Raw genomic sequence first — 16,404 nt, forward strand, 5'->3', positions numbered from 1 at the left:
AATAGAGTCAAGAGAGGTCAAGGAGGACCCCATGAAAGCCGTTCAGTACCGCGAGGTCGGCGCCGCACCCGAGGTCGTCACCGTGCCCGACCCGGAACCCGGCCCCGGGCAGGTGCTGCTGAAGGTCACCGCGGCAGGCGTCTGCCACTCCGACATCGCGGTGATGAGCTGGCCGGCGGATCAGTTCCCCTACCCGCTGCCGCTCACCCTCGGCCACGAGGGCGTCGGCACGATCGCCGCGCTCGGCGACGGGGTCGGCGGACTGTCGGTCGGCGATTCCGTCGCCGTCTACGGCCCCTGGGGCTGCGGCACCTGCGTCAAGTGCGCCGAGGGCAAGGAGAATTACTGCCTGCGCGCCAAGGAGCTCGGCATCAACCCGCCCGGTCTCGGCTCGCCCGGCGCCATGGCGGAGTACATGATCGTCGACGATCCGCGCCATCTGGTGCCCCTCGGCGGCCTCGACCCCGTGCAGGCCGTCCCGCTCACCGACGCCGGCCTCACCCCGTACCACGCGATCAAGCGGTCCCTGCCGAAGCTCGTGCCCGGAGCGACCGCCGTCGTCATCGGCACCGGCGGTCTCGGCCACGTCGCCATCCAGCTGCTGCGCGCCATGACAGCCGTCCGGGTCGTCGCCCTGGACGTCACGGAGGACAAGCTCGACCTGGCCCGCGAGGTCGGCGCCCACGAGACCGTGCTGTCCGACGCGCACGCGGCGGACCGGATCCGTGAACTCACCGGCGGCATCGGCGCCCAGGTCGTCCTGGACTTCGTCGGAGCGCCGCCGACCGTCGCCACGGCCGGCGCGGCGGCCGCCATCGACTCCGACGTCACGATCGTCGGCATCGGCGGCGGAGCACTGCCGGTGGGCTTCGGCTCCCTGCCGTTCAACACCACGGTCACCGCCCCCTACTGGGGCTCGCGCTCCGAACTGGCCGAGGTGCTCGACCTGGCCCGCGCGGGCGCGGTCGCGGTCCACGTCGAGACATACACGCTGGACGAGGCGCCCCTCGCGTACGAACGGCTGCACGACGGCAGGATCAACGGCCGGGCCGTCATCCTCCCCCAGGGCTGACCCGCCCGGGGCACCCCGCCCACGCTGCGGGCCGGCGCACTCCGCGCCGGCCCGCAGCGTCGTACGCACGTGCGTTGCGCACCCCCGGGGCCGGCGGGGAGACTGCCCGGATGGGATTCCTCGCGCTGATGACGCTGCCCGGCCTGGTGATCGGGCTGACCGTCACCGCCTTCCTCGACCAGCTGCTGCTGCGCGCGGGACGGGCAGGGCTGCTGCCGTGGCGCAACAGCGCCCGGCAGGGCCAGATCTCGGCGACCGGCTTCGAGCAGCTGCACGCGACGTTCTCGCCCGGCAAGCAGAGCGAGCTCAAGGAGCGGCAGAGCGCCCTGCTGCTGCGCGACGACGAGGAGGACGGAGCACCGCCCCACCGCTCCACCGTCGACCTCGACGGCGGTCTCGCCGTCATCCGCGTGCCCAGGCCGTGACCGGCGCCCGGGGGCGGAGACCACCACGGAGAAAACCACCTGAGGGACGGGCACCCCGCTCGTTACGCTGACCGGCATGGGTGCGTACTACTTCTTCCGCTGATTCCGGCCACAGCCGCCGCCGCGTGACCCGCCGGGTCCTCGCGCACGCCGCTGTCCCCTCGGACCGTCCGGAATCCCCGCCCGCCGGGGCACGCACCCAGGAAGTCACCCATGCCCGTCCCGCACGACCACGCCCAGCTGACCCTCAAGGACGTCTCCAAGGCGTACGGGGACCGCGCCGTCCTCGATCAGGTGTCGCTCACCGTCCGCCCCGGAGACCACGTCGGAGTCATCGGCGAGAACGGCTCCGGGAAGTCCACCCTCCTGCGGCTGATGGCCGGTGCCGAGGCACCGGACAGCGGCGAGATCACCGTCCGCTTCCCCCGCGGCACCGGCTACCTCTCCCAGACCCTCGCCCTCGACCCCGCCCGCACCGTCCAGGACGCCGTCGACGCGGCCCTCGCCGGCCTGCGCGCACTCGAACGGCGAATCCGCGCCGCCGAGAGCGCCCTCGCCGAACCCGGCGGCGCCGACGACAGCCTGCTCGCCGCGTACGGCGACCTGCTGACGGAGTACGAGGAACGCGGCGGCTACCGTGCCGACGCCCGCGTCGACGCGGCACTTCACGGCCTCGGACTCGCCCGGCTCTCCCGGGGACGGGCGCTCGGCACCCTCTCCGGCGGCGAACAGTCCCGGCTGGCCCTCGCCTGCGTCCTCGCCTCCGCCCCCGAACTGCTCCTCCTCGACGAACCGACCAACCACCTCGACCAGCGCGCCGTCACCTGGCTGGAGGACCACCTGCGCGCCCATGACGGCACCCTCGTCGTCATCACCCACGACCGGGCCTTCCTGGAACGGACCACCAGCGTCATCGTCGAGGTCGACCGCGACCTGCGCGGCGTCGTCCGGTACGGGGACGGCTGGGAGGGCTACCGCACGGCACGGGCGGCCGAACGCCGCCGCCGGGTGCGGGAGCACCAGGAGTGGCGGGACGAGGTGGCCCGTACCGAGGAGCTGGTGAACGGCGCGGGCCGACGCCTCGCCGCCACCGGCAAGGACCCCGGGGAGGGCTGGGGCAAGCACCGCCGCTCGCACGAGGCGAAGCTGTCCGGGCAGGTCACCGCTGCCAGGACGCGGCTGGAGGCGCTGCACAGGTCACCCGTGCCCGCCCCGCCCCCGCCGCTGCGGTTCTCCGCCGAACTCGCCCTCGCCACCGGCCGCGACACGCCACCCGGGCCCCTCGTCGAGCTGGAGTCGGTCGCGGTGGCCGGCCGGCTGGACCTGCCCGCGCTCCGGGTGGAGCCGGGGCAGCGGCTGCTCGTCACCGGGCCCAACGGCGCCGGGAAGTCGACCCTCCTGAGGGTCCTGGCCGGGGACCTCGCCCCCGACGCGGGGACGGTGCGCCGCCGGGCCAGGACCGGCTATCTCCCGCAGGAGCTTCCGGCCCGGCCGACCCGCCGCACCCTGCTGGCGACCTTCGCGGCCGGACGGCCCGGCCACGCCGAGGAGTACACAGATCTGCTCCTGGCGCTCGGCCTCTTCCGCCCGGAGGACCTGTCCGTCCCGGTCGCCGCGCTCTCCGCGGGGCAGCAGCGGCGGCTGGCGCTCGCCCGGCTGGTCACCCGCCCCGCCGATCTGCTGGTCCTGGACGAGCCGACCAACCACATCGCCCTGGCCCTGGTCGAGGAGCTGGAAGCGGCGCTCGCGGCGTACGAAGGGGCCGTCGTGGTGGTCTCGCACGACCGCAGCTTCCGTGGCCGCTTCACCGGCGACCGCCTCGAACTCCACGCGGGCAGGCCGGTCGCCCCGGTCTGACCTCAGCCCTGCGCCAGATGGTCGCGCAGCCGGTCCAGGAAGACCCGCTGCCCCTTGACGAGCCGCTCGGCCGCGACCTCCGGTGTGCACCAGGCGAACCGGTCGATCTCCGGGAACTCCCGCAGCACACCGGACCCGCGCGGCCACTCCATCGTGAACGTCCCCGGCACGGCCGCCGCCGGATCCACGTCCGCCTCCACGGCCCACACCGTCACGGTCTTGCCGCCGGACTGACGGGCCTCGCCCAGCGCCACCCACGCCCCCTCCGGGACGGGATGGCCGAACTCCTCCTCGAACTCCCGCCGCGCCGCCGCCCCGGCCTCCTCCTCCGGGCCGTACTCACCCTTGGGGACCGACCACGCCGCACTCTCGCGGCGAGCCCAGAACGGCCCGCCCATGTGCCCGATGAAGACCTCGAAGCCGGGGGAGCGGTCACGGAACAGGAGGAGACCGGCGCTGCGCCGGGGAGCCGTCTGGGATGCCATGCCGTCAAGTGTGGGCGCCGGGACGGGCACCGGCACCCAACGACAGGCCCGTTCCGCTAGACCTTGCGGTAGTCGTACGCCTCCGACGCGGCGGCCGCGACCGCGTCGAGGTCGCCCCCGGCCGACGCCGTGACCACCGCGGCCACCGCGCCCTCCACGAACGGGGCGTCCACCAGGCGTGCCCCGTCGGGGAGTTCGTCGCCCTCGGCGAGCATCGCCTTGACCGTGAGCACCGCGCTGCCCAGATCGACGAGCACGGCGACGCCCGCCCCGCCGTCCACCTCGCGGGCCGCCCGCGCGATGAGCTCCGCGCTGGTGCCGAGCCCGCCCGCCGGCGTGCCTCCGGCCGCCGCCACCGGGGCCGTGGCACCGCCCGCCGCGAGCCCCCTCGCCAGCTCGGCGACCGCCTCGGCCACCGGCCCGCTGTGCGAGACCAGCACGATCCCGACCTGCCCGTCCGCGCTCACGCGTCGCCCCCGTCCGAGGCCGCCGTCTCCGCGAGCGCCTCGATCAGCAGCGCCGACGAGGCGGCGCCCGGATCCTGGTGGCCGATGCTCCGCTCACCCAGGTAGCTCGCCCGGCCCTTGCGCGCCTGGAGGGGCACCGTCGCCACCGCCCCGGCCCTGGCCGCCTCCCGCCCCGCGTCGAACGACGTCCCGAGCGCTTCGGCCGCCGGCAGCAGGGCGTCCAGCATCGTCTTGTCACCGGCCTGCGCCCCGCCCAGCTGGGCCACCGCGGCGACGCCCGCCCCGAGCGCCTGCGCCAGCTCCCCGGGGGTGACGGCGGCACCGTCGCCCAGCGCCTTGCCCGTACGCCGCAGCAGCGTCCCGTACAGCGGCCCGGACGCTCCGCCGACCGTCGAGATCAACTGCCGTCCGGCGAGCATCAGTACGGCCCCCGGCGTCTGCGGCGGCTCCTTCTCCAGGGCCGCCGACACCGCGGCGAATCCGCGCTGCAGATTGCTGCCGTGGTCGGCGTCGCCGATCGCGGAGTCCAGTTCGGTCAGATGCGCCGCCTCACGGTCGACCAGGGCGGCGGTCGCGGTCATCCAGCGGTGGAAGAAATCGGCGTCGAGCACATGCTCTCCTCGGTCGGGTGAATGCGGACGCGTGCCCGTACGGGACACGGAAGGTCAGCGGCCCCAGCGCAGGGCGGGCGTCTGCACCGGGGCGTCCCAGAGCCGCACCAGCTCCTCGTCCACCTGGCAGAGCGTCACCGAGGCGCCCGCCATGTCGAGCGAGGTCACATAGTTCCCCACGAGCGTACGAGCCACGACCACGCCCCGCTCGGAGAGCACCCGCTGCACCTCCGCGTTGAACCCGTACAGCTCCAGCAGGGGCGTCGCGCCCATGCCGTTGACGAGGGCGAGCACCGGCCCGTGCGGCCGCAGGTCCTCCAGCACCGCGTCCACCGCGAAGTCGGCGATCTCCCGCGCGGTCATCATCGCGCGCCGCTCCCGGCCCGGCTCGCCGTGGATGCCCACGCCGAGTTCCAGCTCGCCGGGCGGCAGATCGAAGGTGGGGGAGCCCTTGGCGGGCGTGGTGACCGAGGTCAGCGCCACCCCGAAGCTCCGCGAGGCCTCGTTGACCTGCCGGGCGAGCGCCGCCACCCGGTCCAGGGGCGCGCCCTCCTCGGCCGCAGCCCCGGCGATCTTCTCGACGAACAGGGTCGCCCCCGTGCCCCGCCGCCCGGCCGTGTAGAGGCTGTCGGTCACCGCCACGTCGTCGTTGACGAGCACCTGGGCGACCCGCACGCCCTCCTCGTCGGCGAGTTCGGCGGCCATCTCGAAGTTGAGCACGTCACCGGTGTAGTTCTTGACGACGAACAGCACGCCCTCACCGCTGTCCACGGCGGCGGCGGCCCGCACCATCTGGTCCGGCACGGGCGAGGTGAACACCTCGCCCGGACAGGCGGCCGACAGCATGCCGGGCCCGACGAACCCGGCGTGCAGCGGCTCGTGCCCGGACCCGCCGCCGGAGACCAGGGCGACCTTTCCGGCCACCGGCGCGTCACGCCGTACGACGACACGGTTCTCGACGTCCACGGTCAGCTCGGGATGGGCGGCGGCCATGCCGCGCAGCCCGTCGGCGACCACGGTTTCGGGGACGTTGATCAGCATGCGCAACGGGATCTCCCAGGAGAAGTCGCTCGCCGGACGCGCCTGCGGCCGGCCGGGCGATGCGGGACGACGACGGTGGACCTCCACCGTAAAACGTTCGAGGCCCTGTGCGAAGAACCGCACCCGCCCGTCAGGAAAAGCGCGCGACCTCCGCCGCCGTGCCGCATACCGTCGGGGCTTCGGCCGGAACGGGGAGGGCACGGCGGTGGGCGCACAGGAGCGGTCGGGGCGACGGGCGAGGACGGTGGCAGGGGGAGACGCCCCGTCCTCGCTGTGGCGCGATCGCGACTACCGGGTGTTCCTGGGGGTGCAGACCCTGTCCGCCCTCGGGGACTCCTTCTCGTACGTGGCGATCCCGCTCCTGGTGCTGCACAGCACGGGGTCGGTGGTCCAGATGGGTGCCGTCACCGGGCTCACGGGCGTCTCCTCGATCGTCACGGGTCTGTTCGCCGGTGTGATCGCCGACCGGGTCGACCGCAGACGGCTCCTGATGGCCGCCGACGGCGTGCGCTGTCTGCTCTACGCGCTCATCCCGCTGGTCTGGCTCTTCGCCGCGCCGATGTGGCTGATCTACACCGTCGTGCCGGTGGTCGGCGCCTTCGCCATGCTCTTCCAGGTCACCTATGTGACCGTGGTCCCGGCCCTGGTGGGGCCGGACCGGATCGCCCGGGCCAATGGGCACCTCTTCGCCACCTACGCGGCGGCCGGGGTCGCGGGCCCGGCGCTCGCGGGATTCGTGGCGGGAGCCGCCGGACCGGCCGCCGCCGTCGGGATCGACTCCCTGAGCTTCGCGGTCTCGGCCGTCGGCCTGCTGTTCGTCAGGGTGCGCGCAAAGCCGGGCGGCGACGCCGTCCGCGCCGAACGCGGCACGGTGGGGCGGGAGTTCCTGGCGGGGGCGCGGTTCCTGTGGGAGCACCCGGTGCTCCGTCCGCTGACCCTGCTCCTCTCCCTGCTGACCTTCCTCACCTACGGTCTGACCGACCTGGTCGTCTATCTGCTGAAGCACGACCTCGGCCGCCCCGACACCACCGTCGGCTATGTGCTGGCGGCCGGCACGGCGGGCACGTTCGTCGCCTCCACCATGGTCGCCCGGGTCCGTGAGCGACTGGGGTTCGGAGCGAGCTGGATCGGCGCCTCCGCCCTGGCCGGAGTGGCCGTCACCTTCCTGGGGCTCGCGCGGAGTGTTCCGGTCGTCGCCGTCCTGATGACGGTCAACCTCATGTGCAACGGTGTCGCCGGCATCTCGTCCATGTCGCTGCGTCAGGAGGTGACCCCCGGCCATCTGCTGGGACGGGTCACCTCCACGTTCTGGACCGTCCACTCGGCCCTGGGACCGCTGGGCGCGGCCGCCGCCACGGCCGCCGCGGCCGGGTTCGGGGCCCCCGCGGTCTTCGTCGGCATCGGGGCCGCCGGGGTCCTGACCGCGCTCGCGGGCACGGTGACCGGCATCGGGAGACGCGCGGGAGGCGGGGCGGCGGCCGGATGAGACGGCGTGACCCGGGCGGCCGGGCTACGCTGGCGGGCACCCCACCGGACCCCTCCCCATTCTTCGCGGACAGGTGATTGGTTGTGCTGCACATCGCGTTCCTGCGCGGGCTGAACGTACCGGGCCGTTCGGTGAGGATGGAGCGTCTGCGCGCTCTGTTCACGGAGCTGGGATTCGACTCCGTACGCAGCTACATCCAGAGCGGGAACGTCTTCTTCGAGTCCGACGAGACCGACCGGGGCGTCCTGGCCGCCCGGATCCGCGACCACCTCGGGAAGGCGCTCGGCTACGAGGTCGCGGTGTGTCTGCGCACCGTCGCCGAACTGAAGGCGCTGATCGCGCTCGACCCGTTCGCGGACGTCGAGGTCACCGACGACATGCGGTGCTGCGTGGTCTTCACGACCGAGCGGATCGATCCGGACCTGGCCCTGCCGATGCTGTCCCCGAAGAAGGACATCGAGATCATCGGCAGCACGGAGTACGACGCCTTCGTCGTCTGGTACCTGATCAACGGCAGGGCACCGGCCGCCAAGGGCTTCCAGGAACGCGTCCTGGGCCACGACGCGACCACCCGCTTCTTCCACACCGTCAAGAAGATCCTGGCGGCGGCCGAGGAGGGCGCGGCCTGACGGTCAGGTGCGAAGGTCAGGTGCGGTCGATGTGCACGCTCGTCGACTTCACCCGCGCGGTGGCCTGCACCCCGACCTCCAGACCGAGTTCCTCGACGGCCTCCCGCGTCAGCAGGGAGACCAGCCGGTGCGGGCCGGCCTGGATCTCGACCTGGGCCGCCACGTCACCGAGCTTGACCGCGGTGACGATGCCGGCGAAGGCGTTGCGCGCGGAGGTGTAGGAGGCGTCCTCCTCACCGGCGCCGCTCTGGGCGACCTCGACGGAGAACGCGGCCAGGTCGCGGCCGTCGATGAGGCGGCGTCCGCCCTCCTCGCGGTGGGTCGCGACGCGGCCCGCGTCCGCCCAGCGCCGTGCGGTGTCGGGGCTGACGCCCAGAAGACGGGCGGCCTGCCCGATGGTGTAGGACTGCATGAGCCGCACCTTAGGCACTCCAGCCTGGCATATGCAAGGCCATTCGGCATATTTCCTGGTGTATGCGGTGGAGGTGTGATGCGTGCGCATGCCCGGTGCCCCGCCCCGGCGGCCCGTGCCACGGTAACGCGCACACGGCCGGGTGGACCTGCCGGGATGAGGAATCGCGGTGTGCGTCCTAGGGTGCGAACCATGGCTGAGAGCGCGGCGCACGGGGGTTCTGCGGAGCGGGGTGCGAACTCCGCCTCCGGGCAGGACACGCCCGACCCCCGGCGGTGGCGGGCGCTCGCCGTCTGCCTGGTCGCCGGCTTCATGACGCTGCTGGACGTGTCGATCGTCAACGTCGCGCTGCCGTCCATCCGCGAGGGCCTGCACACCCCCGAGTCCGACCTGCAGTGGGTCCTCTCCGGCTACGCCCTCGCCTTCGGCCTGTTCCTGATCCCCGCCGGGCGGCTCGGCGACGCCCGGGGACGCCGCGCGGTCTTCATGGCCGGGCTGGCGCTCTTCACCCTGGCGTCGGCGGCCTGCGGCGCCGCCCAGTCCAGCCTCTGGCTCGTGATCGCCCGGCTGATCCAGGGCCTGGCCGGCGGAATGGTCTCGCCGCAGATCTCCGCGCTCATCCAGCAGATGTTCTCCGGCCGCGAACGCGGCCGGGCCTTCGGCATGTTCGGCACCGTCGTCGGTATCTCCACCGCGGTCGGCCCGCTGCTCGGCGGCCTGCTGATCCAGGCGGCCGGCGCGGAGGAGGGCTGGCGGTGGGTGTTCTACGTCAACCTGCCCCTCGGCCTGATCTGCCTGCTGCTGGCCCGCCGGCTGCTGCCGGACACCCCGTCGGCGGGGGCCGTACGGCTGCGGGACCTCGACCCGCTCGGCGTCCTGCTGCTCGGCGCGGGCGTGCTGGCGCTGCTGCTGCCCTTCGTCCAGGCCCACCAGTGGCCCGGCAACGGCAAGTGGCTGCTGCTGGTCGTGGCCGCCGTGCTGCTGGCCGCCTTCGTCGGCTGGGAGTCCCGGTGCGGGCGCCGGGGCACCCAGCCGGTCGTCGACCTCCGGCTGTTCCGCGTCCGTTCCTACTGGCTGGGCTGTCTGCTGATCCTGCTGTACTTCGCCGGGTTCACCTCGATCTTCTTCATCACCACGCTCTACCTCCAGAGCGGCCAGCACTACAGTGCGCTCCAGGCCGGCCTGGCCATCACCCCGTTCGCCCTGGGGTCGGCCGTCGCCGCCGGCCCCGGCGGCCGCCTCGTCGGCCGGTACGGGCGCCCCCTCGTCGTCGTCGGTCTGGCCGCCGTCGCCGTGGGCCTCGCGCTCACCGCCCTCGCCGTCCACCTCGTGCCGGGCAAGGGCGCCGGCTGGGCCATGGCCGCGCCCCTGCTCTTCGCCGGACTGGGCAGCGGCCTGGTCATCGCCCCCAACCAGACCCTGACCCTGTCCGAGGTGCCGGTGGCCACCGCCGGAAGCGCCGGCGGCACCCTCCAGACCGGCCAGCGCGTCGGCTCGTCGATCGGGATCGCCGCCGTCGGCTCGGTGTTCTTCGCCCAGGTCGGCTCCGACGGCTGGTCCACCGCCTACGACCACGGACTCGTCGTCTCCGTCGCCTTCGTCGTCGGCGGACTCCTGGTGGCGCTTGCCGATGTGGGCGGGGCCCGGCGGGGCAGAAGCCGTACACAGCACTCCGCACCCGCCGCCCCGTAAGGAGAACGCGATGAACGACCCCGCAGCCGCCGGAACGGACGGCAACAGCACCTACGGGCACAAGCCCTTCAAACGGTCCCGGAGCCACTTCGCCGACCGCGTCACCGCTGACGGCCGCGACGGCTGGCCCGTCGAGGCGGGCCGCTACCGCCTCGTCGTCAGCCGCGCCTGCCCCTGGGCGAGCCGCGCCCTGGTCTCCCGCAGGCTGCTGGGATTGGAGGACGCGCTCTCCCTCGCCGTGGCCGACCCCATCCAGGACGACCGCAGCTGGCGCTTCACCCTCGACGAGGACGGCCGGGACCCGGTGCTCGGCATCCGCTACCTGAGCGAGGCGTACGACGCCAGGGAGAGCGGCTACCCTGGCGGTGTCAGCGTCCCGGCGGTCGTCGACGTGCCCAGTGGCAAGCTGGTCACCAACGACTACCAGCAGATCACCCTGGACCTCGCCACCGAGTGGACCGCCCTGCACCGTCCCGGCGCGCCCGACCTCTACCCCGAGCCGCTGCGCGCGGAGATCGACGAGGTCATGGAGGGGATCTACCGGGATGTCAACAACGGCGTGTACCGGGCCGGGTTCGCGGACGGCCAGAGCGCGTACGACAGCGCCTACGAGGCACTCTTCCGCCGCCTGGACCTGATGTCCGAGCGGCTGAAGGACCGGCGCTACCTCGTGGGCGACACGATCACCGAGGCCGACATCCGCTTCTTCACCACACTCGTGCGCTTCGACCCGGTCTACCACGGACACTTCAAGTGCAACCGCTCGAAGCTGACCGAGGACCCGGTGCTGTGGGCGTACGCCCGGGACCTCTACCAGACCCCCGGCTTCGGCGACACGGTCGACTTCCACCACATCAAGCAGCACTACTACCGCGTCCACACCGGCATCAACCCCACCGGCATCGTGCCCCTGGGACCCGACCTCTCCGGCTGGATCACCCCGCACCACCGGGAACAGCTCGGCGGCCGCCCCTTCGGCGACGGCACCCCGCCGGGCCCGGTGCCGGCCGGCGAGGAGGTGCCCGGCTCGCACCGGCCCTGAGCGGCTCTACTCCGTCTCGTCCAGATGATCCGCGTAGTACTCGATCGCCGGACGGTACGCCCGCAGCCGGGGGTCCTCGCCGGTGGCGGCCGACACCAGCAGCAGCGTGCGTACGGCTTCGCGGGACTCGCCCAGGTTGTACAGCGTCATCGCCAGGAACGTCCGCAGGGCGGCATCCCCCTCGAACTCGGCCAGACCCCGGTCGAGCACCGCGCGGGCCTCCCGGTAGCGGCCCAGCACCCGCAGCGTGGAGCCGAGACCGAGGAAGGCCCCGGGGCGGTCCTCCGCCGCGAGGCCCGGGCCGCTCAGCGCCCGCTCGTAGTACGGCACGGCCGCGGCCTCCAGGCCGAGCGAGTCGTGCGACCAGGCGGTCTGATAGGCGATGGCGGCATCGTGCGGATGGCGCGCCGCCAGGCGTACCAGCTCCTCGTGTGCCTGCGGGGTCTTCCGCTCGCGCAGACGTACCGCCTCGGCCAGTGCCGTGCCGCCCGTCTCGTCCTCACTGTCGGTGCTCATGGAGCCGCACGTTGCCAGGCGTGCGGGCCCACCGCAAATCCCCGGAGGGCAGGGCCCTGTCGAGAGTGCGGCGCCCACGAGATATCTTGATGTCAAGCAATGTTGCAGACGTGGAGCGGAGCACAGGGTGACTGACTCGACCATCATCTATACACACACCGACGAGGCCCCGGCCCTGGCGACGTATTCGTTCCTGCCCGTGGTCGAGGCCTACGCCTCGAAGGCCGGGGTCACCGTGGAGAGCCGTGACATCTCCCTGGCGGGCCGGATCATCGCCAGCTTCCCCGACCGCCTCCAGGAGAACCAGCGCATCGACGACGCGCTCGCCGAGCTCGGTGAGCTGGCGACGACGCCCGGCGCCAACATCATCAAGCTGCCGAACGTCTCGGCCTCGATTCCCCAGCTGAAGGCCGCCATCGCCGAGCTGCAGGGCCAGGGCTACGCGCTTCCGGACTACCCGGACGACCCGAAGACCGACGAGGACAAGGACGTCCGCGCCCGTTACGACAAGATCAAGGGCAGCGCGGTCAACCCGGTCCTGCGCGAGGGCAACTCCGACCGCCGCGCCCCCGCGTCGGTCAAGAACTACGCCAAGGCGCACCCGCACCGCATGGGCGCCTGGACGGCCGACTCGAAGACGAACGTCGCGACCATGGGCGTCGACGACTTCCGCTCCACCGAGAAGTCCGTCGTGATCGACGAGCCGGGCTCGCTGCGCATCGAGCTCGTCGGCGACGACGGCACCACCACCGTGCTGCGTGAATCCGTACCGGTACTCGCCGGCGAGGTCGTCGACGCCGCCGTCATGCGCGTCGCCGCGCTGCGCGAGTTCTTCACCGAGCAGGTCGCCCGCGCCAAGGCCGAGGGCGTGCTGTTCTCGGTGCACCTCAAGGCCACCATGATGAAGGTCTCCGACCCGATCATCTTCGGCCATGTGGTCCGCGCCTTCTTCCCGAACACCTTCGCCAAGTACGGCGAGGCGCTCGCCGCCGCCGGTCTGTCCCCGAACGACGGTCTCGGCGGGATCCTCAAGGGCCTCGACTCGGTCCCGCACATCGGTGCCGAGATCAAGGCGTCCTTCGAGGCCGAGCTCGCCGAGGGCCCCGCCCTCGCGATGGTCGACTCCGACAAGGGCATCACCAACCTGCACGTGCCCAGTGACGTCATCGTGGACGCCTCGATGCCGGCCATGATCCGCACCTCCGGCCACATGTGGGGCCCGGACGGCCAGGAGGCCGACACCCTCGCCGTGCTGCCCGACAGCAGCTACTCCGGCGTCTACCAGGTCGTCATCGACGACTGCCGTGCCAACGGCGCCTACGACCCGGCCACCATGGGCTCCGTGTCCAATGTCGGTCTGATGGCGCAGAAGGCCGAGGAGTACGGCAGCCACGACAAGACCTTCGAGGTCCCCACCACGGGCACCGTGCGGGTCGTCGACGCCCAGGGCAACGCCGTCCTGGAGCAGACCGTCGGCGCCGGTGACATCTTCCGCATGTGCCAGGCCAAGGACCTGCCGATCCAGGACTGGGTCAAGCTCGCCGTCACCCGCGCCCGCGCGACCGGCAACCCGGCCGTGTTCTGGCTCGACGCGGACCGCGCGCACGACGCCAAGCTCATCGAGAAGGTCAAGACGTACCTCGCCGACCACGACACCGAGGGTCTCCGGATCGAGATCATGTCGCCGGTCGAGGCCACCGCCTTCTCCCTGGAGCGCATCCGGCGCGGCGAGGACACCATCTCCGTCACCGGCAACGTGCTGCGTGACTACCTCACCGACCTCTTCCCGATCCTGGAGCTCGGCACCAGCGCGAAGATGCTCTCCGTCGTCCCGCTGATGAACGGCGGCGGCCTGTTCGAGACGGGCGCCGGCGGCTCCGCGCCCAAGCACGTCCAGCAGCTCGTCAAGGACAACTACCTGCGCTGGGACAGCCTGGGCGAGTTCCTCGCCCTCGCGGTCAGCTTCGAGCACCTCGCGCAGACCACGGACAACGCCCGCGCCCAGGTACTCGCGGACACCCTGGACCGTGCGACCGCCACGTTCCTCAACGAGGACAAGTCGCCCAGCCGCCGCCTCGGTGGCATCGACAACCGCGGCAGCCACTTCTACCTGGCCCTGTACTGGGCCCAGGAGCTGGCGCAGCAGACCGCCGACGCCGACCTCGCCGCCGCGTTCGCCCCGCTCGCCAAGACGCTGGCCGAGCAGGAGCAGACCATCGTCGACGAGCTGATCGCCGTCCAGGGCAAGCCGGCCGACATCGGCGGCTACTACCAGCCCGACCCGGCCAAGGCCGCGGCCGTCATGCGTCCCTCGGCGACGTTCAACCAGGCGATCGCCACTCTCGCCTGAACCACCCGCTGACCGTTCCGCCCCGGCCGACGTCCGTCGCGCCGGGGCGGAGCTGTTTTCGGGGACCCCCTGACGGGTGAATGTCGCGCCACGGCGGGCGCAGGGCCACGCACCGGGCACCCCAGGCTGGTTTGCTGCATCCGGCCGGGTGTGCAGTCCACCCGGGGATGACAACCGAAGGAGCGTCCCAGTGACGACGACGGGCACGGCAGGACCGGCGGAGGACGAGGAGTCGTACGCCAACGAGCTTCCGGTGCACAGCAAGGAGCCCGGAAACGTCGTCATCAAGTGGCTGACCACCACGGACCACAAGACGATCGGCTCGCTCTACCTCGTCACCTCGTTCGCGTTCTTCCTCATCGGCGGCGTGCTCGCGCTCGTCATGCGCGCCGAACTGGCCCGCCCCGGCACCCAGATCATCTCGAACGAGCAGTTCAACCAGGCGTTCACGATGCACGGCACGATCATGCTGCTGATGTTCGCGACGCCGCTGTTCGCCGGATTCACCAACTGGATCATGCCGCTGCAGATCGGCGCGCCCGACGTGGCGTTCCCCCGGCTGAACATGTTCGCGTACTGGCTCTACCTCTTCGGCTCGGTTCTCGCGGTGGCCGGCTTCCTCACCCCGAACGGAGCCGCCGACTTCGGCTGGTTCGCCTACTCCCCGCTGACGGACGCCGTCCGCTCACCCGGGGTCGGCGGCGACATGTGGATCATGGGTCTGGCCTTCTCCGGCTTCGGCACGATCCTCGGTTCGGTCAACTTCATCACCACGATCATCTGCATGCGCGCGCCCGGCATGACGATGTTCCGCATGCCGATCTTCGTCTGGAACGTCCTACTGACCGGTGTGCTGGTCCTGCTGGCCTTCCCGGTCCTCGCGGGGGCCCTCCTGGCACTGGAGGCGGACCGCAAGTTCGGCGCGCACGTCTTCGACGCCACCAACGGCGGGGCGCTCCTGTGGCAGCACCTCTTCTGGTTCTTCGGCCATCCGGAGGTGTACATCATCGCCCTGCCGTTCTTCGGGATCGTCACCGAGATCATTCCGGTCTTCAGCCGCAAACCGATCTTCGGCTACATCGGCCTGGTGGCCGCGACGATCTCCATCGCCGGCCTCTCGGTGACCGTGTGGGCGCACCACATGTACGTCACCGGCGGTGTGCTGCTGCCGTTCTTCTCCTTCATGACGTTCCTCATCGCGGTGCCCACCGGGGTGAAGTTCTTCAACTGGATCGGCACGATGTGGAAGGGCTCGCTGTCCTTCGAGACACCGATGCTCTGGTCCATCGGCTTTCTCGTGACGTTCCTCTTCGGCGGTCTGACCGGTGTCATCCTGGCCTCGCCGCCACTGGACTTCCACGTCTCGGACTCGTACTTCGTGGTCGCGCACTTCCACTACGTGGTCTTCGGCACCGTGGTGTTCGCGATGTTCGCCGGGTTCCACTTCTGGTGGCCGAAGTTCACCGGCAAGATGCTCGACGAGCGGCTCGGGAAGATCACCTTCTGGACGCTGTTCGTGGGCTTCCACGGCACGTTCCTGGTGCAGCACTGGCTGGGCGCGGAAGGCATGCCGCGCCGGTACGCCGACTATCTGGCGGCCGACGGCTTCACCGCGCTGAACACCATCTCCTCGCTCTCCTCGTTCCTGCTGGGCCTGTCGATGCTGCCGTTCCTCTACAACGTGTGGAAGACGGCCAAGTACGGCAAGAAGATCGAGGTCGACGACCCGTGGGGCTACGGCCGTTCGCTGGAGTGGGCGACGTCGTGCCCGCCGCCGCGGCACAACTTCGTCACCCTGCCCCGGATCCGCTCCGAATCCCCGGCGTTCGACCTGCACCACCCCGACGTACGGGAACTCGACGAGGCCGCCAACCGCGGCGACCAGTCGGTGACAGTGGCACCGGGGGACCGGCAGGCGTGAGCGCCCGGGCCGGTGGAGAGGAGAACCGGGTGAGCAGCCCCGAACCCGATACGGACAGCGCCCGCGGCCTGGCCCGGCTGGAGGGATATCTGCTGTGGAGCGCCGAGGTCGAGCAGGCCCGCCGGCGCGCCCGCCGCTTCACCGACGAGCTGCCCTGGCTCACGACGGCCCAGCGCGAGGACGTGGAGCGGGTCTACATGGCCGACCGGGCCGCCGCCTCCCGGCTGATGCTGGCGCGCATCGCCTCGCGCGCCGGCGAGCTGCGCGAGGAGTACAGCGCGCGCTACCGCAGGCTCAGGGCGCGCTGTGTGGCGGCCGCGGTGGTCTGCGCGGGCACGGCGGGCGGCGCCTGCACCGTGGTGACATACCTGGCCAGATGAGGGCCGCGTCGTCCGTTC

General features: G+C 71.9%; 16 protein-coding genes. 10 read left to right on the top strand and 6 right to left on the bottom strand.

Annotated features, from left to right (window positions below; translation table 11 throughout):
* Window positions 1-31: 31 nt before the first annotated feature.
* From RLT58_RS33145 to abc-f, 3 genes are all read left to right on the top strand, one after another.
* A complete protein-coding gene (locus tag RLT58_RS33145; RefSeq protein WP_311314046.1) occupies window positions 32-1,072 on the top strand; it encodes an NAD(P)-dependent alcohol dehydrogenase in 1,041 nt (346 codons plus the stop codon).
* A gap of 110 nt (window positions 1,073-1,182) precedes the next feature.
* On the top strand, window positions 1,183-1,497 hold the full coding sequence (locus tag RLT58_RS33150) for a DUF6191 domain-containing protein (RefSeq protein WP_311314047.1): 315 nt from the start codon (window positions 1,183-1,185) through the stop codon (window positions 1,495-1,497).
* 213 nt (window positions 1,498-1,710) lie between these two features.
* The gene (abc-f, locus tag RLT58_RS33155) at window positions 1,711-3,354 is read left to right on the top strand and encodes a ribosomal protection-like ABC-F family protein (RefSeq protein WP_311314048.1); all 1,644 of its coding nucleotides are present in this window, start codon (window positions 1,711-1,713) and stop codon (window positions 3,352-3,354) included.
* A gap of 2 nt (window positions 3,355-3,356) precedes the next feature.
* Here the strand turns inward: abc-f and RLT58_RS33160 are convergent, their stop codons facing one another.
* The 4 genes from RLT58_RS33160 to dhaK are packed head-to-tail and all read right to left on the bottom strand — an operon-like array spanning window position 3,357 to window position 5,958.
* Complete coding sequence (locus RLT58_RS33160; protein ID WP_311314049.1) at window positions 3,357-3,839, bottom strand: NUDIX hydrolase; 483 nt, start codon at window positions 3,837-3,839, stop codon at window positions 3,357-3,359.
* A 56-nt stretch (window positions 3,840-3,895) separates the two neighbouring features.
* Window positions 3,896-4,306, bottom strand: a complete 411-nt coding sequence (locus tag RLT58_RS33165; protein WP_311314050.1) for a PTS-dependent dihydroxyacetone kinase phosphotransferase subunit DhaM — start codon at window positions 4,304-4,306, stop codon at window positions 3,896-3,898.
* On the bottom strand, window positions 4,303-4,917 hold the full coding sequence (gene dhaL, locus RLT58_RS33170) for a dihydroxyacetone kinase subunit DhaL (protein WP_311314051.1): 615 nt from the start codon (window positions 4,915-4,917) through the stop codon (window positions 4,303-4,305). Before dhaL ends, RLT58_RS33165 begins: the two co-directional genes overlap by 4 nt.
* A 54-nt stretch (window positions 4,918-4,971) precedes the next feature.
* On the bottom strand, window positions 4,972-5,958 hold the full coding sequence (gene dhaK / locus RLT58_RS33175; protein WP_311314727.1) for a dihydroxyacetone kinase subunit DhaK: 987 nt from the start codon (window positions 5,956-5,958) through the stop codon (window positions 4,972-4,974).
* 244 nt (window positions 5,959-6,202) lie between these two features.
* On the opposite strand from dhaK, the gene RLT58_RS33180 reads away from it, so the two are divergent.
* Both RLT58_RS33180 and RLT58_RS33185 read left to right on the top strand, forming a co-directional pair.
* Window positions 6,203-7,444: an MFS transporter gene (locus RLT58_RS33180; RefSeq protein WP_311314052.1), complete on the top strand. Its 1,242-nt coding sequence runs from the start codon at window positions 6,203-6,205 to the stop codon at window positions 7,442-7,444.
* An 83-nt stretch (window positions 7,445-7,527) separates the two neighbouring features.
* Window positions 7,528-8,073 (top strand): DUF1697 domain-containing protein, encoded by a 546-nt coding sequence (locus RLT58_RS33185; protein WP_311314053.1) that lies wholly within the window; start codon window positions 7,528-7,530, stop codon window positions 8,071-8,073.
* 16 nt (window positions 8,074-8,089) lie between these two features.
* Here RLT58_RS33185 and RLT58_RS33190 read toward each other — a convergent pair whose 3' ends face one another.
* Window positions 8,090-8,485: a TOBE domain-containing protein gene (locus RLT58_RS33190; protein WP_311314054.1), complete on the bottom strand. Its 396-nt coding sequence runs from the start codon at window positions 8,483-8,485 to the stop codon at window positions 8,090-8,092.
* Window positions 8,486-8,677: 192 nt separating this feature from the next.
* On the opposite strand from RLT58_RS33190, the gene RLT58_RS33195 reads away from it, so the two are divergent.
* Window positions 8,678-10,177 (top strand): MFS transporter, encoded by a 1,500-nt coding sequence (locus tag RLT58_RS33195; RefSeq protein ID WP_311314055.1) that lies wholly within the window; start codon window positions 8,678-8,680, stop codon window positions 10,175-10,177.
* Window positions 10,178-10,187: 10 nt separating this feature from the next.
* Window positions 10,188-11,219 (top strand): glutathione S-transferase family protein, encoded by a 1,032-nt coding sequence (locus tag RLT58_RS33200; RefSeq protein ID WP_311314056.1) that lies wholly within the window; start codon window positions 10,188-10,190, stop codon window positions 11,217-11,219.
* Window positions 11,220-11,225: 6 nt separating this feature from the next.
* Here the strand turns inward: RLT58_RS33200 and RLT58_RS33205 are convergent, their stop codons facing one another.
* A complete protein-coding gene (locus RLT58_RS33205; RefSeq protein ID WP_311314057.1) occupies window positions 11,226-11,735 on the bottom strand; it encodes a tetratricopeptide repeat protein in 510 nt (169 codons plus the stop codon).
* Window positions 11,736-11,862: 127 nt separating this feature from the next.
* Between RLT58_RS33205 and RLT58_RS33210 the strand changes: the two genes are divergently transcribed.
* The 3 genes from RLT58_RS33210 (at window position 11,863) to RLT58_RS33220 (ending at window position 16,386) form a co-directional block, all read left to right on the top strand.
* Window positions 11,863-14,085, top strand: a complete 2,223-nt coding sequence (locus RLT58_RS33210) for an NADP-dependent isocitrate dehydrogenase (RefSeq protein ID WP_311314058.1) — start codon at window positions 11,863-11,865, stop codon at window positions 14,083-14,085.
* 190 nt (window positions 14,086-14,275) lie between these two features.
* Window positions 14,276-16,006 (top strand): aa3-type cytochrome oxidase subunit I, encoded by a 1,731-nt coding sequence (gene ctaD / locus RLT58_RS33215; RefSeq protein ID WP_311314059.1) that lies wholly within the window; start codon window positions 14,276-14,278, stop codon window positions 16,004-16,006.
* 29 nt (window positions 16,007-16,035) lie between these two features.
* Window positions 16,036-16,386, top strand: coding sequence for a hypothetical protein (locus RLT58_RS33220; RefSeq protein ID WP_311314060.1), 351 nt, complete (start codon window positions 16,036-16,038; stop codon window positions 16,384-16,386).
* The last annotated feature ends 18 nt before the right edge of the window (window positions 16,387-16,404 follow it).

This window comes from Streptomyces sp. ITFR-16 (assembly GCF_031844705.1).
Taxonomy (GTDB): Bacteria; Actinomycetota; Actinomycetes; order Streptomycetales; family Streptomycetaceae; genus Streptomyces.

Coding starts and splice junctions, on each gene's coding strand:
- RLT58_RS33160 (WP_311314049.1), bottom strand. CDS start 3,839: ATGGCATCCCAGACGGCTCCCCGGCGCAGCGCCGGTCTCCTCCTGTTC.
- RLT58_RS33205 (WP_311314057.1), bottom strand. CDS start 11,735: ATGAGCACCGACAGTGAGGACGAGACGGGCGGCACGGCACTGGCCGAG.
- RLT58_RS33200 (WP_311314056.1), top strand. CDS start 10,188: ATGAACGACCCCGCAGCCGCCGGAACGGACGGCAACAGCACCTACGGG.
- RLT58_RS33145 (WP_311314046.1), top strand. CDS start 32: ATGAAAGCCGTTCAGTACCGCGAGGTCGGCGCCGCACCCGAGGTCGTC.
- RLT58_RS33150 (WP_311314047.1), top strand. CDS start 1,183: ATGGGATTCCTCGCGCTGATGACGCTGCCCGGCCTGGTGATCGGGCTG.
- RLT58_RS33195 (WP_311314055.1), top strand. CDS start 8,678: ATGGCTGAGAGCGCGGCGCACGGGGGTTCTGCGGAGCGGGGTGCGAAC.
- abc-f (WP_311314048.1), top strand. CDS start 1,711: ATGCCCGTCCCGCACGACCACGCCCAGCTGACCCTCAAGGACGTCTCC.
- dhaK (WP_311314727.1), bottom strand. CDS start 5,958: ATGCTGATCAACGTCCCCGAAACCGTGGTCGCCGACGGGCTGCGCGGC.
- RLT58_RS33190 (WP_311314054.1), bottom strand. CDS start 8,485: ATGCAGTCCTACACCATCGGGCAGGCCGCCCGTCTTCTGGGCGTCAGC.